At 63.3% G+C, this 13,211-nt stretch carries 13 protein-coding genes and 2 pseudogenes; 9 read left to right on the top strand and 6 right to left on the bottom strand.

The window, feature by feature from the left end:
- The 4 genes and pseudogenes from Q8Q83_RS15125 to Q8Q83_RS15110 all read left to right on the top strand — a co-directional run.
- Positions 1-780, top strand: a pseudogene (locus tag Q8Q83_RS15125) (hypothetical protein); the annotation flags it as partial.
- 45 nt (positions 781-825) lie between these two features.
- A complete protein-coding gene (locus tag Q8Q83_RS15120; RefSeq protein WP_305624955.1) occupies positions 826-1,710 on the top strand; it encodes a LysR substrate-binding domain-containing protein in 885 nt (294 codons plus the stop codon).
- Between the two features lie 99 nt (positions 1,711-1,809).
- Positions 1,810-2,919, top strand: a complete 1,110-nt coding sequence (gene aguA, locus Q8Q83_RS15115; protein ID WP_305624954.1) for an agmatine deiminase — start codon at positions 1,810-1,812, stop codon at positions 2,917-2,919.
- Positions 2,920-2,930: 11 nt separating this feature from the next.
- Entirely contained in the window at positions 2,931-4,025 is a 1,095-nt protein-coding gene (locus tag Q8Q83_RS15110) for an extracellular solute-binding protein (protein WP_305624953.1), read from the top strand.
- A 43-nt stretch (positions 4,026-4,068) separates the two neighbouring features.
- Here the strand turns inward: Q8Q83_RS15110 and Q8Q83_RS15105 are convergent, their stop codons facing one another.
- The 4 genes from Q8Q83_RS15105 to Q8Q83_RS15090 form a co-directional block, all read right to left on the bottom strand.
- The gene (locus Q8Q83_RS15105; protein WP_305624952.1) at positions 4,069-4,539 is read right to left on the bottom strand and encodes an RNA methyltransferase; all 471 of its coding nucleotides are present in this window, start codon (positions 4,537-4,539) and stop codon (positions 4,069-4,071) included.
- A gap of 53 nt (positions 4,540-4,592) precedes the next feature.
- A complete protein-coding gene (locus tag Q8Q83_RS15100) occupies positions 4,593-4,967 on the bottom strand; it encodes a YajD family HNH nuclease (protein WP_305624951.1) in 375 nt (124 codons plus the stop codon).
- 106 nt (positions 4,968-5,073) lie between these two features.
- Positions 5,074-5,547, bottom strand: a complete 474-nt coding sequence (locus Q8Q83_RS15095; protein ID WP_305624950.1) for a cyclic nucleotide-binding domain-containing protein — start codon at positions 5,545-5,547, stop codon at positions 5,074-5,076.
- A gap of 143 nt (positions 5,548-5,690) precedes the next feature.
- On the bottom strand, positions 5,691-7,721 hold the full coding sequence (locus tag Q8Q83_RS15090) for a S9 family peptidase (protein WP_305624949.1): 2,031 nt from the start codon (positions 7,719-7,721) through the stop codon (positions 5,691-5,693).
- A gap of 158 nt (positions 7,722-7,879) precedes the next feature.
- Between Q8Q83_RS15090 and Q8Q83_RS15085 the strand changes: the two genes are divergently transcribed.
- The 5 genes from Q8Q83_RS15085 to Q8Q83_RS15065 all read left to right on the top strand — a co-directional run bounded on the left by Q8Q83_RS15085 (position 7,880) and on the right by Q8Q83_RS15065 (position 11,488).
- Positions 7,880-8,347, top strand: a complete 468-nt coding sequence (locus Q8Q83_RS15085) for an MFS transporter (RefSeq protein WP_305624948.1) — start codon at positions 7,880-7,882, stop codon at positions 8,345-8,347.
- A 74-nt stretch (positions 8,348-8,421) separates the two neighbouring features.
- Positions 8,422-8,865 (top strand): HIT family protein, encoded by a 444-nt coding sequence (locus Q8Q83_RS15080; RefSeq protein ID WP_305624947.1) that lies wholly within the window; start codon positions 8,422-8,424, stop codon positions 8,863-8,865.
- Positions 8,858-9,634, top strand: a complete 777-nt coding sequence (locus tag Q8Q83_RS15075) for a class II glutamine amidotransferase (protein WP_305624946.1) — start codon at positions 8,858-8,860, stop codon at positions 9,632-9,634. Before Q8Q83_RS15080 ends, Q8Q83_RS15075 begins: the two co-directional genes overlap by 8 nt.
- A 174-nt stretch (positions 9,635-9,808) precedes the next feature.
- On the top strand, positions 9,809-10,333 hold the full coding sequence (locus Q8Q83_RS15070) for a DUF2937 family protein (protein WP_305624945.1): 525 nt from the start codon (positions 9,809-9,811) through the stop codon (positions 10,331-10,333).
- Between the two features lie 108 nt (positions 10,334-10,441).
- Positions 10,442-11,488: a DUF2167 domain-containing protein gene (locus tag Q8Q83_RS15065; protein ID WP_305624944.1), complete on the top strand. Its 1,047-nt coding sequence runs from the start codon at positions 10,442-10,444 to the stop codon at positions 11,486-11,488.
- Positions 11,489-11,548: 60 nt separating this feature from the next.
- On the opposite strand, the gene Q8Q83_RS15060 is transcribed toward Q8Q83_RS15065, so the two are convergent.
- Positions 11,549-12,727 (bottom strand): VWA domain-containing protein, encoded by a 1,179-nt coding sequence (locus tag Q8Q83_RS15060; protein WP_305624943.1) that lies wholly within the window; start codon positions 12,725-12,727, stop codon positions 11,549-11,551.
- 133 nt (positions 12,728-12,860) lie between these two features.
- Positions 12,861-13,211 (bottom strand): annotated as a pseudogene (locus tag Q8Q83_RS15055) (ATP-binding protein); the annotation flags it as partial.

Here is a 13,211-nt window from a genome sequence, read left to right as displayed (position 1 = left end):
ACCAGCGTGCAGACCGGTTGGCCGCGGGTGGGCAAGCACCAGTTCCGCATCGACAACCCCCAGCGCAAGTTCGATCGCCCCACCGGCTGGATTATCGCCGGCAAGATTGGCGCCCGCCGCGCCAAGCTGGGTGACACCGAGGTGACCATAGCCGCGCCGGTGGGCGAGGGCATGCGCCGCATGGATATCCTCACCTTGCTGACTTTCGTCTGGCCCGAGGCCCAGGCGGTGTTCCCGCGTGATCCGGGCAAGCTGTTGATAGTCGGTGCCGGCAACCCCATGTGGCGCGGCGGCCTGTCCGCACCCAACTCGCTGTTTATGCATGCCGACCGCCCGCTGGTCAGCGAGAATGGCACCAGCTCCCTGGTGCATGAACTGGTGCACGTGTTCAGCCGCATCCAGGCGCGCAAGCGCAGCGACTGGATCACCGAGGGCCTGGCCGAGTACTACGCCATCGAGCTGGTGCGTCGCGCCGGCGGGCTGAGCGAGGACCGCTACCAGAAGATCCGTGAACAGCTGATCGGCTGGAGCAAGCCGGTGGAGAGCCTGCGCAGCGCCAGCGCCAGCGGCCCGGTCACGGCGCGGGCGGTGCTGCTGTTGCAGGAGCTGGACCGGGAAATTCGCCAGAAGACCAAGGGCAGCACCGCACCGCGCTCGCTGGACGACGTGACCCGCGGCCTGATGCGCCTGAACAAGGCCAGCACCAAGGACTTTATCGAAATCAGCGAAAACGTCATGGGCGGGCCGTCCGAGGTGTTGGACAACCAGCTGTTGCGCTAGCCCGCGCACTGAATCAGCATGCGGCGCAGTTATTAGGAATCTCGCATGCGCCGTCTGCCATCCCTTACCGCGCTGCGCACCTTCGAGTGCGCCGCCCGCCATGCCCACTTCGGTCGCGCCGCCGCCGAGCTGTGCGTCACCGACAGCGCGGTCAGCCACCAGATTCGGCAACTGGAAGAGCAGCTGGGCAGCCCCCTGTTTGTCCGCGAAGGCCGTCAGGTCAGCCCGACGCCCGCGGCGCGGCGCCTGTTGCAACGCCTGCAGCAGGCCTTCGAGCTGATTGGCGAGGCCTGCGACGAGCTGCGTGACCCCGGCTCGCAAGCCGTGCTGCGCATCGCGGTGACCGCCGAGCTGGCGCAGAAGTGGCTGGTCAGCCGCCTGGCCGATTTCACCGTGCGCTACCCGCAGATCACCCTGCATCTGCACGAGCAGCCGCTGGAGGCCTGTTTGCCGAGCCAGGATATCGACCTGGCGATCACCTACGGCACCGGCCCGGAGGATGCCAGCGCCTACTTCGTGCGGCCCTTGCCGACCCTGCAATTCTTCCCGGTGTGCAGCCCCGGCCTGTTCAACCAGGGCGCGCTCAAGCACCCGCGCGATCTGGCGCGCCACGCCTTGCTGCACGACGATCAGGACGGCAAGACCTGGACCGCCTGGCTGACCACCCACGCCGGCGATATCCAGCCGGCGCGCCATCTCTACCTGGGCCATGCCGGCTTGGCCCTGGAGGCCGCGGCGCAAGGCCAGGGGGTGGCCATGGGCGACAACCTGACCGCCGCCGAAGACCTGGCCAGCGGCCGTCTGGTGCGGCCCTTCAGCGCCAGCGTGGCGGCGCTCGGGCAGTACGCCCTGGTCTGCGAGCGAATTCGCCTGGACAAGCCGGCGGTGGCGAACTTCTTGGATTGGCTGGGTAATCAGCTCGCTGATTGATGAATCCAATTCACCCATAGCGCAATAATCGTCATTGGAAGCCGGCCTGAGGCGGCGCGTACTGTGCGGACATCTCCCCCACAGCAACGAGGTGTTCCGATGGCGCGTTCTCTGACTTCCACGCCTAAGGCCGATGGCTTCCGCCTGCCCGGCGAATTCGAGCCCAAGGCCGGTTGCTGGCTCGGCTGGCCGGAGCGCACCGATGTGTGGCGCAACGGCGCCAAGCCGGCGCAGAAGGTCTGGGTCGATATAGTCACGGCCATCGCCAGCAGCGAGCCGGTCACGGTGTGCGCCTCGGCCAGCCAGTACGCCAACGCCCGGCGCCAGCTGCCAGCCCAGGTGCGGGTGGTGGAGATGAGCTGCAACGACACCTGGTTCCGCGACAGCGGCCCGGCTTTCCTGGTCAACGAGCAGAGCGGCGAAGTGCGCGGGGTGGACTTCGAGTTCAACGCCTACGGCGGCCTGGATGGCGGCCTCTACTACCCCTGGGACAAGGACGACCAGATCGCGCAGAAGATCCTCGAGATCGAAGGCTTTGATCGCTACCGCGCACCCTTTATCGCCGAGATGGGCGGCATCCAGACCGACGGCCAACGCACTCTGCTGACCACCGAGCAGTGCCTGCTCAACCGCAACCGCAACGCCCACCTGGGCAAGGACGAGATGACTCGCCGGCTCAGCGATTACCTGGGTACCGAGCAGGTGATCTGGTTGCCGCGCGGCTGCAAGTTCGACGAAACCGACGGCCATATCGACGACCTGGCCTGCTTCGTCCGCCCCGGCGTGGTGGTGCAGCAGTGGACCGACGACCGCAGCGACCCGCAGTGGGAAATCTACCAGGAGGCCTACGACATCCTGCGCAGCACCCGCGATGCCCGGGGTCGTGAGCTTGAGGTGCACAAGTTGCCGCAGCCGCGGGTGCTGGAATGGACGGCGGAGGAGGCGGCCGGGCTGGACCAGAACGACGGCACCCACCTGCGCCAGGCCGGCACGCAGATCTGCGCGTCCTATATCAACTACTACGCCGGCAACTCGGCCATAGTCGTGCCGCTGTTCGACGACCCTAATGACCGCGTGGCCCAGGCCACCCTGGCCGAGCTGTTCCCGCGCCACCGTATCCTGGGTGTCGAGAATTCGCGGGAGATCCTGCTCGGTGGCGGCAACGTCGCCTGCATCACCATGCCGCAATACGCCGCTCAACGCGCTTGAGGAGAGTCGTCATGCCTGTGCACCGCTTGCTGCTTGCCATGGGCCTGGCTGCCGCCACATTGGCGGCCCAGGCCGAGACCACTAAACCCCAGGTCAATCTGTATATCTGGAACGAGTACCTGGCCCCCGACACCCTCAGCCGTTTCGAGGAGAAGACCGGCATCCAGGTGGTGGCCGACCACTTCGACTCGCTGGAAACGGTGGAAACCAAGCTGCTGACCGGGCATAGCGGTTACGACCTGGTGCTGACCGCCGGCCAGCACCTCAGTCGGGCCATCGCCAGCGGCGCCTTGCAGCCACTGGACAAGGCCAGGCTGTCGCATTTCGCCGGGCTGGATCCGGAGTTCGCCCGGCATATGGCGACCTTCGATCCGGGCAACCGCTATGCCGGCATCTATGCCTGGGGCACCACGGGTATCGGTTATCAGCAGCAGGCGATCCAGGCGCGCATGGCCGCTGCGCCCACCGACAGCTGGGCGATGCTGCTCGATCCGCAAGTGGTGTCGCGCTTCGCCGATTGCGGGGTGAGTCTGCTCAACGATCCCAATGAGGTGTTCGCCGCGGCCTTCCGCTACCTGGGGCTGGATATCAATCGGCAGAGCCTGGACGACCTGAAGTTGGCCGAGGCGCATCTGGCCAAGGTGCGGCCTTATATCCGCTACTTCGACAACGACCGCAATATCGCCGACCTGGCCAACGGCGATACCTGCCTGGCGATGTCCTGGAACGGCAACGTCGCCTTGGCCGCCGCTCAGGCCGCCGAGGCGGGCAAGCCGCACAGCCTGCATTACCGCATTCCGCGTGAAGGCACGCTGCTGTGGTTCGACGCCATGGTCATCCCCAAGGATGCGCCGAACCCGCAGGCGGCCCATGCGCTGATGGATTACCTGATGACCCCGGAGATCATCGCCGGCATCACCAACAGCATCTATTACGCCAACGCGGTACCGGCGGCCAACGCCAGCGTCGATCCGGCCATTCTCAACGACCCTGGCACCTACCCGCCGCAAACCGTGCGCGCCGGGCTCTATACCAAGAACGACAATGCCCAGGCGTTTAACCGCGCCCTGACCCGGGCCTTTAGCAGGCTTAAGTCCGGGACCTAACCAGGACCTTGGACCGTGGCACTCGGTGGTTGGGTGCCGCGGCCTATTTGAACTTGGGCCCGGACTTGGTGTTATTGCCCTTGGCCATACGGTCATAGAGCACCACATTGACCGTGGCGGCGAGGTTCATACAGCCCTGGGTGGGGATATAGATCACGTCCTCGCACCAGGCGCGGATGCTGTCATCCAGGGAGCCGTCTTCCGGGCCGAAGATATAGATGGCGCGATCCGGGTGGGTGTATTCCGGCAGGGGCCGGGCGCCATCGACCAGCTCCACGGCGACCGGGGTGCAGCCCAGGGGGATGATCTTCTGCAGGTCATCGATGCCGATCAGCGGAATATCCATATAGATGCGCTTGGTATCGGTGATGAAGTCGCGGGCGCGTTCATAGCGCTTGCCGGTGTAGAACACCGAACTGACCCCGTAGCAGCCGGCGGCGCGCATCACCGCGCCGACGTTTTCCGGGGACTTGGGGTTGAATAAACCAATGCAGCTGTATCTTTTGTTCGCCACTTAGCCGGCCTTGCGGGTAAAAGCCGGCATTATACGGGGTTAAGCCGGGCGACCTACTCTTTGCTTTTCAGCAGCGCGGCCAGGTCGGCAAAGGCCTTGTGGGTCGACTTCGGCCCTTGCGGTGTAGCGGTCGAGCCTTCGCTGAAGTACTGCTGGTCGGTGTAGCGCGAGTGCTCGTTGTCGTGGCAGTACAGGCACAGCAGCTCCCAGTTGGAGCCGTCCTGCGGGTTGTTGTCGTGGTTGTGGTCGCGGTGGTGCACGGTCAGTTCGCTCAGGCGCTTGCCGGAAAACTCGCGGGCGCAGCGGCCGCAGACATGCGGGTACATCTTCAGGGCCTTGTCTCGGTAGCCTTCTTCACGGCTGCGCTGGGCGTCGGCGAGGATGCGATCAAGCTTGGCGGTGGGCGAGGGGGATTTGTCGCTGCTCATCTGGATTCTCGTGGGTTGGGCCTATGCCGCCAGTCTAGCGCTGCCGGCGGCCACTGAGAACCGCATTGCGGGTCGTTACCGGCAAGCCCCCAAACAAGAGCGCTTCCTAGATCTGCTGCTCGACCAGCTGCCCGTCGGCCATGCGCAGGCGTTTGGACATGGCCACGGCGATGGCGCGGATAACCTTGGCGGCCGGTTTGGGCGAGTCGTTGAGCATCTTGTCCAGGGAGTCCTTGGCCAGAATCAGCAGGGTGCAGTCGCTGACGGCGATGCAGCTGGCAGAACGTCGTTCGCCATCCAGTACCGCCATTTCGCCGAAGGCCCGACCTTTGCGCAGCTTGGCCAGCTCCACGCATTCGCCGCTGGAGTTGGTCTTGCGCACCGACACCGCGCCGAAATGGATGATGCACATAAAGCTGCCGGCATCGCCCTCGTTGCAGATCACGGCGTCCGGCTCAAATTTGCTGATGCTGAAATAGCCGGCCGCGCCCAGTAGTTCGCTGGCGGAGAGGGCATTGAACAGGCCGCAATCGAGCAGCATGTCGCGGATTTCGTCGATCAGATGGGAGCTTGCTTGCATGCCTGGGCGCCTGAACCGGGTGGGCGGAATCTACCTACCCATGACCTTATCCGGCTTGGGCGGGCTTGCCAACAGGGCGTTGTGGATCAGGCTGGCCATAAGCCCTCAACCTTGTTGGCGAGGGCAGGCTCTAGTGCGCAGGCTTAGCCCAGGCCCAGCACCTTGAGGATAAAGGCGTATTCCAATGCCGCGTCCTTGAGCGCCTGGTAGCGGCCGCTCATGCCGCCGTGGCCGGCCTCTAGGTCGGTCTTGAGCAGCAACAGGTGATCGTCGGTCTTGCTGGCGCGCAACTTGGCCACCCACTTGGCTGCCTCCCAGTACTGCACGCGGCTGTCGTTATAGCCGGCCACGGCGAGAAGCGCCGGGTAGGCCTGGGCCTGGACGTTCTCGTAGGGCGCGTAGGCCTTGAGTCGTTCGAATACCTCGGGCTGATGGGGGTCGCCCCATTCGTCGTACTCGGTCAGGGTCAGTGGCAAATCCGGGTTCTGCATGGTGTTGAGTACATCGACAAAGGGCACCTCGGCGATGGCCACGGCGAACAACTCGGGGCGCTGGTTGAGCACCGCGCCGATCAGCAGGCCGCCGGCACTGCCGCCGCTGATGCACAGCTGCGCGGCTGTGCTGTAGCCGCTGGCGATCAGCTGTTCGGCGCAGGCGATAAAGTCGCCGAAGCTGTTCTGTTTGTGTTCCAGCTTGCCGGCGCGGTACCAGGCCTCGCCCAGTTCGCCGCCGCCGCGCACATGGGCGATGGCGAAGACGAAACCGCGTTCCAGCAGGCTCAGGCGCGCATGGGAGAACCAGGGGTCGAGGCTTTCGCCATAGGCGCCGTAGCCGTAGAGATAGAGCGGCGCAGCTTTGCCCAGCACCTCGCGCTTGGCCACCAGGCTGATCGGCACCCGGGTGCCGTCAGCGGCCTGGGCCCACAGGCGTTGGCTGACATAGGCGTCGGCGTCGAAGGGGCCCTCTACCGGGGTTTCCTTCAGCACTGTCTGCTCGCCGCTGGTCAGCGTCAGCTGGCGAATCTGCGCCGGCCGGTTGAGCGCCTCGTAGCGCAGGCGGATCACCGGGCTGTTGAATTCCAGATGGTCCTGCACATAGAGGCTGTAGGCCGCATCCGGTAGCTGCACGCGGTAGGCCGTTTGGCCCTGGGGCTGCACCTCGATGATCGGCAGGCCGCCCTCGCGCAGGCTGAGGATCAGCGCGCGTTCGTTGAGGCTGAGGCCTTCGAGCATCACCTGCGGGTCATGCGCGCGCAGCGCCTGCCAGTTCGCCCGCTCCGGCGTGGCGGGCGCGGCATGCCAGAGGGCGAAGTTGATGCCGCTCTGGTTGCTGCGGATCAGCCAGGCCCAGTCGTCGCCCAGCTTGCCGTGGTCGACGTAGTACTCGTGGCCTTCCTCGCGCAGGGCCAGGCAGGTGAAGGCGCCTTGCGGCGTCTCGGCATCCAGTATCCAGGCTTCGCTGGTGGTCTTGCTGCCCAGCAGCAACACCAGCTGACGCTCGGAACTGGCGCGGTAGCAGCTGAGGAAGAAGCGCCCGTCGGGCTCGTGGAACACCAGGTCGGCCGTCTCGCTGCCGAGGCGATGGCGATAGAGCTTGTGCGGCCGATGACAGTCATCCAGCTCACCGAAGAACAGGGTCTGGCTGTCGTTGGCCCAGGTCATGCTGCCGTCGCAATCGCCGAAGGGCAGTTCGCTCAGGCTGTCGTCGGCCAGCTCTTTGACGAACAGCTGATAGGTCTCTTCGCCGCTGGTATCCAGACTGTAGGCCAGGCGCTGGTGATCCGGGCTGATGCTGAAGGCGCCCAGGGCGATAAAGCCGCCAGCGGCCAGGGTGTTGGGGTCGAGCAGCAGCTGCTCGCTGGCGCTGTCGACGCCGAGCGAGCCATCGGCCGGCTTGCGGCAGCGGTAGTGGCGCGGATATTCATCGCCGGCGGTGGTGCGTTGGTAGTACAGGTAGGGGCCCCAGGGCGAGGGCAGGCTCAGGTCGGTTTCGCGGATGCGCCCTTTGATCTCCTGGAACAGCGTCTCACGCAGTTGCAGCTGCCCGCTCAGCTGGCTTTCCAGGTAGGCATTCTCCGCCTTGAGGTACTCGAGCACCTCCGGGCTGTCGCGATTTTCCAACCAGCGGTAAGGGTCGGCAGCGTGTTCGACGCGGGCGATGGGGGCAGACGGCATAGGGCAAACTCCAAAGTCTGACGGCTGACAGCGGGGACGCCGCAGCAGGCAAAAGCCGTTATCATAAGCCCCACTTTAGTCGGCAGGGCGCGGAAAAATGCAGCGCAGGCGTTTTCCAGGCTCTGCTCGACCCGCCATATATAGAGAAACAGCGCGTTATGAGCGACAACGACTATTTACTTGCCTGGGGCGCCTACCTGATCGCGGCATTCGGTTGTCTGCTGGTGTGGTTCCGGCTGACCAGCTGGATGTGGCGTTACCTGCGTGAACCGTTGCGGGTGTTGGTCTTGGTGCTGCTGTTCAGCCCGACCATAGTCGATCCCACCAAGGAGCAATTCGCCCCCTCGGTGGCCATCACCGCCATGGATTTGCTGTTGGATGTGGGCAATAACGCCTGGCGCGCGGTGGCGGATCTGAGCATGTATGGCTTGATCGTCTTCGCCCTGTATCTGTTGTTCGTAGCCATACGCTGGCCAGTCGAGCGCTGGTGGAAAGGACGTTCTGGCGGCCCGGCGAGCGGCGCCAATGAGCCGACGCTGCGCGAGATGATGGACGACGATGATGAGCAGGCCGAGCGCTATGACTCGCGACGTGACCGCAATGGTAGGGTCGAGCCGCGTCTCTGATTGCTCAGCTCTGCTAGGCCTTGCGCCGGGCGGCTGGCCCCTGCAGCATGGCCTTTCGCCTACAAGGAGGGTTTATGGACTGTGTGTTTTGTGCCATCGCCGGTAACCAGCTGCCCGCGCAACGCATCTACGAGGACGAGCACTTTTTCGCCCTGCTGGATATTTTCCCCCTGCGTCCGGCCCATGTGCTGATCGTTAGCCGTGAACACGCGCCCCTGCTCGATGATCTCTCCGCTGCCGCCCGCGACCAGCTGTTGGCGCTGGCGCAACGCCTGGCCAAGGCGTTGCGCGCCGCCGGCTATGGCGAGCAGGGCATCAACCTGCTGATCAACGATGGTCCCGATTCCAATCAGCATGTGCCGCACCTGCACCTGCATCTGATCCCGCGGCGTAGCGGCGATGTGCCCCAGCTGGTTTGGCGCACCCTGACGCGCTTTCTGCCGCTCGGGCGTGGGCGCATAGAGGCGCGCTTGCAGGCCGAAGCCGAGCAACTACGTCAGGCCCTGCTCCATGTGTGAATTGCTCGGCATGAGCGCCAATGTGCCCACCGATATAGTCTTCAGCTTTACCGGCCTGATGCAGCGCGGCGGCCGCACCGGTCCCCATCGCGATGGCTGGGGCATAGGTTTCTATGAAGGGCGCGGCCTGCGTCTGTTTCAGGAACCGCGGGCCAGCAGCGAGTCGGAAGTGGCGCAGCTGGTGCAGCGCTACCCGATCAAGAGCGAGGTGGTGATCGGCCATATTCGCCAGGCCAATATCGGCCGCGTGTGCCTGGCTAATACCCATCCCTTTGTCCGCGAGATGTGGGGCCGCAACTGGTGTTTCGCCCATAACGGCCAGCTGGCGGATTTCGCCCCGGCCCTGGATTTTTATCGGCCGATTGGCGATACCGACAGCGAAGCGGCCTTTTGCGAGCTGCTCAATCGCCTGCGCCAGACCTTCCCCGAGCCCGTTGCGGTAGAAACGCTGGTGCCGACCCTGGTCAGCGCCTGCGCCGGCTATCGACAGCGCGGCGTGTTCAATTGCCTGCTCAGCGATGGCGACTGGCTGTTCAGTTTCTGCTCGAGCAAGCTGGCGCATATCACCCGGCGCGCGCCTTTCGGCCCCGCACATCTGAAAGATGCCGACATGCAGGTGGATTTCCAGGCGGAAACCACGCCCAATGATGTGGTCACGGTAGTGGCCACCGAGCCATTGACCGATAACGAGAGCTGGAACCTGTACCAGCCCGGTGAATGGCGGCTGTGGCGCGCGGGTGAGTGTGTGGCGCAGGGCGTGGCCAACTGATCAAACTACTGCGCTTGTCTATGCGGCGTTGAAACCAGCCTCGGAATGCTCATGTACAACTTGTACACTCCGCTTCCTCGGCTGCTTGACCAGCGAAGCTGTTACTTCCTTGCGCCTTGCCTAGCCGTCGCTCGCTACGTTTTAAACGGCGTTTTTACTAGTGATGGGGATGTGATGTTTAGAAGCTATCTGCGCTTGGCGCTATTTGCCCTGGGCTTGCTGGTGGGCGTACAGGTGCCGGGTTTTATCGACGACTACAGCAAGCGGGTCGAGGCGCACCTCAGCGAGTCGCAGCAGAGCCTGAAAGGCTTCCGGGAAACCGCCAGACGCTTCTTCAAGGGCGATTTGCTCGCTCTGGTCAGCCACTACCACGCCAGCGATGACCCGGTGATGCGTAGCGATGCCGAGAGCGTCGAAACCCTGGTCGACCGCGCGCAGTTTCTCGAGCTGGAAGCCAACGCCATGCACGGGCCCTGGTATGGTCAGGCCTGGCACCTGGCGAGCGCTGCGGACCCTGAGCTGGTCGAAGAAACCTTCGCCGCCTATCGCTACCAGGTGTTGCTGGCCCCCGAGGCGATTGCCTGGGGCATCGCATGCGCCATGCTGCTGGCCTGGTTGCTGGAGAGTCTGGTGCTTCTGCTCGGCATGTTGCTGGGCGCTGGCCGCAGCCAGAAGGTGCAGCAGAGGCACTGGCGCTGAGCCCTAGTGTGAAATGTTTCAAGGAATTACCGCGATTAGCTAGCATCATGCTGGCAACGTGCTAGTTTTGCTCTTCACCTATCCCACTCGCGTCGTCATGGAGCTCTTATGCCGATCAAGGAACTGATCCTGGCAGCCTTACTGGCTGCTGCCCTGCCTGTTGCTTGGGCTAATGCACCTGTTGCCGAAGGCGAACCGGCCGCAAGCGAAGTTGCCGCTACCGAGCCTCTGAGCGAGGAGGCTGTCGAACCCGCAGCAGAAGAGATAAACGAGGAAGAATTTCTCGCCACGCTGAATTTCCAGCAAGGCAAGGTGGTGCTGGGCGACAACCTGGCCACCCTCAATTTACCGGAGCAGCTGGTTTTCCTGAACGGGGAAGAGGCCGAGCGCGTACTCGTCGACGCCTGGGGTAACCCACCGGACAGTGAGCTGCCCCTGGGCATGATACTGCCAGCCGGGGTGTCGCCATTCAGTGACGAGTCCTGGGCAGTCACGGTGGAGTATGAAGAGAACGGCTATGTTTCCGATGAAGACGCAGCCGATATCGACTACGCCGAGATGCTCGAGGGCTTGAAGGAAGAAGCCCAGGAAAACAACGCCTGGCGTGCCGAAAACGGTTACGAGCCGGTTGAGCTTATAGGTTGGGCGGCCGCGCCGCATTACGATGCTCAGGGTAAAAAGCTCTATTGGGCCAAGGAACTGAAGTTTGGTGAGTCGGATAAGGTACTCAACTACAACATCCGGGTTCTGGGGCGCAAAGGTGTGCTGGTGCTGAACTTTATCGCCGGTATGAACCAGCTGGCGGAGATCGAGCAGCATGTGCCCGGGGTGCTGGCCATGACCGAATTTAATGAAGGCAGCCGTTACGCCGATTTCGACCCGGACCTGGACGAAGTGGCGGCCTACGGTATTGGTGCGCTGATCGCCGGCAAGCTGGCGGCCAAGGTGGGGATTCTCGCAGGCGCCTTGTTGTTGCTGAAAAAGCTGTGGATTGTGCCGGTGTTGTTCTTCGGCTGGCTTTTCCGGCGTATTACTGGCAAGCGCAAGGCCGAGTCGCAAGCGATGGCAGCCGTCGAGCCCGTTGCAGAACCACCGGTGCAACCCGCAGCCAGCACCTTGCTGGACATGAACAAGCATGAAGAAGACAAGCGCTGAGTGTGATCGACTAGCCAAACAACCAGGGCCCCATTGGGGCCCTGGTTGTTTCTAGGGTGTTTATTTGGATAGAAACTTCATGCCGTCTTCCAAACCCTGCAGAGTCAGGGGGTACATCTGCTCTTCCAGCAGCTCGCGCATGATATTGGTCGAGGCGGTGTAGCCCCAGGTGTCCTTGGGGTAGGGGTTGATCCAGATCAGCTTCTTGTACTTCTCCCTAAAGCGCTTGATCCAGACGTAGCCCGGCTCCTCGTTCCAGTGCTCGACGCTGCCGCCGGCCTGGGTGATCTCGTAGGGCGCCATGGCCGCGTCGCCGACGAACACCACCTTGTAGTCGGCGCCGTACTTGTTCAGCAGATCCTGGGTGGAGAAGCGCTCGGAGCTGCGGCGCAGGTTGTTCTTCCACACCGACTCGTACACGCAGTTATGGAAGTAGAAATACTCCATATGCTTGAACTCGGTCTTGCAGGCGGAGAACAGCTCCTCGCAGACCTTGATGTGGGCGTCCATCGAGCCGCCGATATCGAATAGCAGCAACAGCTTGACCGTGTTGCGCCGTTCCGGGCGCATCTGGATATTCAGCAGGCCGCCGTCCTTGGCGGTGTGGTCGATGGTGCCGTCCAGGTCCAGCTCATCCTGAGCGCCCTGGCGGGCGAACTTGCGCAGGCGGCGCAGGGCGATCTTGATATTGCGCGTGCCCAGTTCGACCTGATCGTCGAGGTTCTTGTACTCGCGCTGATCCCAGACCTTGACCGCCTTGCCCTGGCGCTTGCCGGCGTCACCGACGCGAATGCCCTCCGGGTTGAAGCCGCCGGAGCCGAAGGGGCTGGTGCCGCCGGTGCCGATCCACTTGTTGCCGCCGGCATGACGTTCCTTCTGCTCTTCCAGACGTTTCTTGAATTCCTCGATCAGCTTGTCCAGGCCGCCCAAGGATTCGATCTTGGCGCGTTCCTCATCGGTCAGCGAACGCTCGAACTCCTTGCGCAGCCACTCATCGGGGATCAACGCCTCGATATGCTGGTTAAGGTTTTCCAGGCCCTTGAAGTAGGCGCCGAAGGCCCGGTCGAACTTGTCGAAATGCCGCTCGTCCTTGACCAGAATGGTGCGGGCGAGGAAGTAGAACTCGTCCATATCGGCGAACACCACGTTGTGCTGCAACGCGTTGATCAGGTCGAGCAGCTCGCGCACCGACACAGGCACCTTGGCGGCGCGCATTTCATTAAATAGGTTGAGCAGCATGGCTGCACCTCACTTGCAGAATCATTCCCCGGTCGGGGTGCTCTATGTAGGAGCCAGCTTGCTGGCGATCAACAGAATCGGCGGTTACCAGATCGCCAGCAAGCTGGCTCCTACAGGTCGAGACCGTACAGCCTTAGCGAGAAGCGCGGCGGCTCATAAAGGCCAGACGCTCAAGCAGCTGTACGTCCTGCTCGTTCTTCACCAGGGCGCCGGCCAGCGGCGGGATGGCCTTGGTTGGATCGCGTTCGCGCAGCACGGCTTCACCTATATTGTCGGCCATCAGCAGCTTGAGCCAGTCGACCAGTTCGCTGGTGGAGGGCTTCTTCTTCAGGCCTGGCACCTTGCGCACGTCGAAGAACACGTCCAGGGCTTCGGCCACCAGGTCCTTCTTGATGTCCGGGTAGTGCACATCGACGATCTTTTGCAGGGTCGCGCGATCCGGGAAGGCGATGTAGTGGAAGAAGCAGCGGCGCAGGAAGGCGTC

The organism is Pseudomonas sp. (assembly GCF_030696055.1).
Taxonomy (GTDB): Bacteria; Pseudomonadota; Gammaproteobacteria; order Pseudomonadales; family Pseudomonadaceae; genus Aquipseudomonas.
This window is presented reverse-complemented; position numbering and strand designations above follow the sequence as displayed.

Bases quoted from the DNA above. Each gene is read 5' to 3' on its own strand.
- Q8Q83_RS15120 (WP_305624955.1), top strand. From the start codon at position 826: ATGCGCCGTCTGCCATCCCTTACCGCGCTGCGCACCTTCGAGTGCGCC.
- aguA (WP_305624954.1), top strand. From the start codon at position 1,810: ATGGCGCGTTCTCTGACTTCCACGCCTAAGGCCGATGGCTTCCGCCTG.
- Q8Q83_RS15110 (WP_305624953.1), top strand. From the start codon at position 2,931: ATGCCTGTGCACCGCTTGCTGCTTGCCATGGGCCTGGCTGCCGCCACA.
- Q8Q83_RS15100 (WP_305624951.1), bottom strand. From the start codon at position 4,967: ATGAGCAGCGACAAATCCCCCTCGCCCACCGCCAAGCTTGATCGCATC.
- Q8Q83_RS15095 (WP_305624950.1), bottom strand. From the start codon at position 5,547: ATGCAAGCAAGCTCCCATCTGATCGACGAAATCCGCGACATGCTGCTC.
- Q8Q83_RS15090 (WP_305624949.1), bottom strand. From the start codon at position 7,721: ATGCCGTCTGCCCCCATCGCCCGCGTCGAACACGCTGCCGACCCTTAC.
- Q8Q83_RS15085 (WP_305624948.1), top strand. From the start codon at position 7,880: ATGAGCGACAACGACTATTTACTTGCCTGGGGCGCCTACCTGATCGCG.
- Q8Q83_RS15080 (WP_305624947.1), top strand. From the start codon at position 8,422: ATGGACTGTGTGTTTTGTGCCATCGCCGGTAACCAGCTGCCCGCGCAA.
- Q8Q83_RS15075 (WP_305624946.1), top strand. From the start codon at position 8,858: ATGTGTGAATTGCTCGGCATGAGCGCCAATGTGCCCACCGATATAGTC.
- Q8Q83_RS15070 (WP_305624945.1), top strand. From the start codon at position 9,809: ATGTTTAGAAGCTATCTGCGCTTGGCGCTATTTGCCCTGGGCTTGCTG.
- Q8Q83_RS15065 (WP_305624944.1), top strand. From the start codon at position 10,442: ATGCCGATCAAGGAACTGATCCTGGCAGCCTTACTGGCTGCTGCCCTG.
- Q8Q83_RS15060 (WP_305624943.1), bottom strand. From the start codon at position 12,727: ATGCTGCTCAACCTATTTAATGAAATGCGCGCCGCCAAGGTGCCTGTG.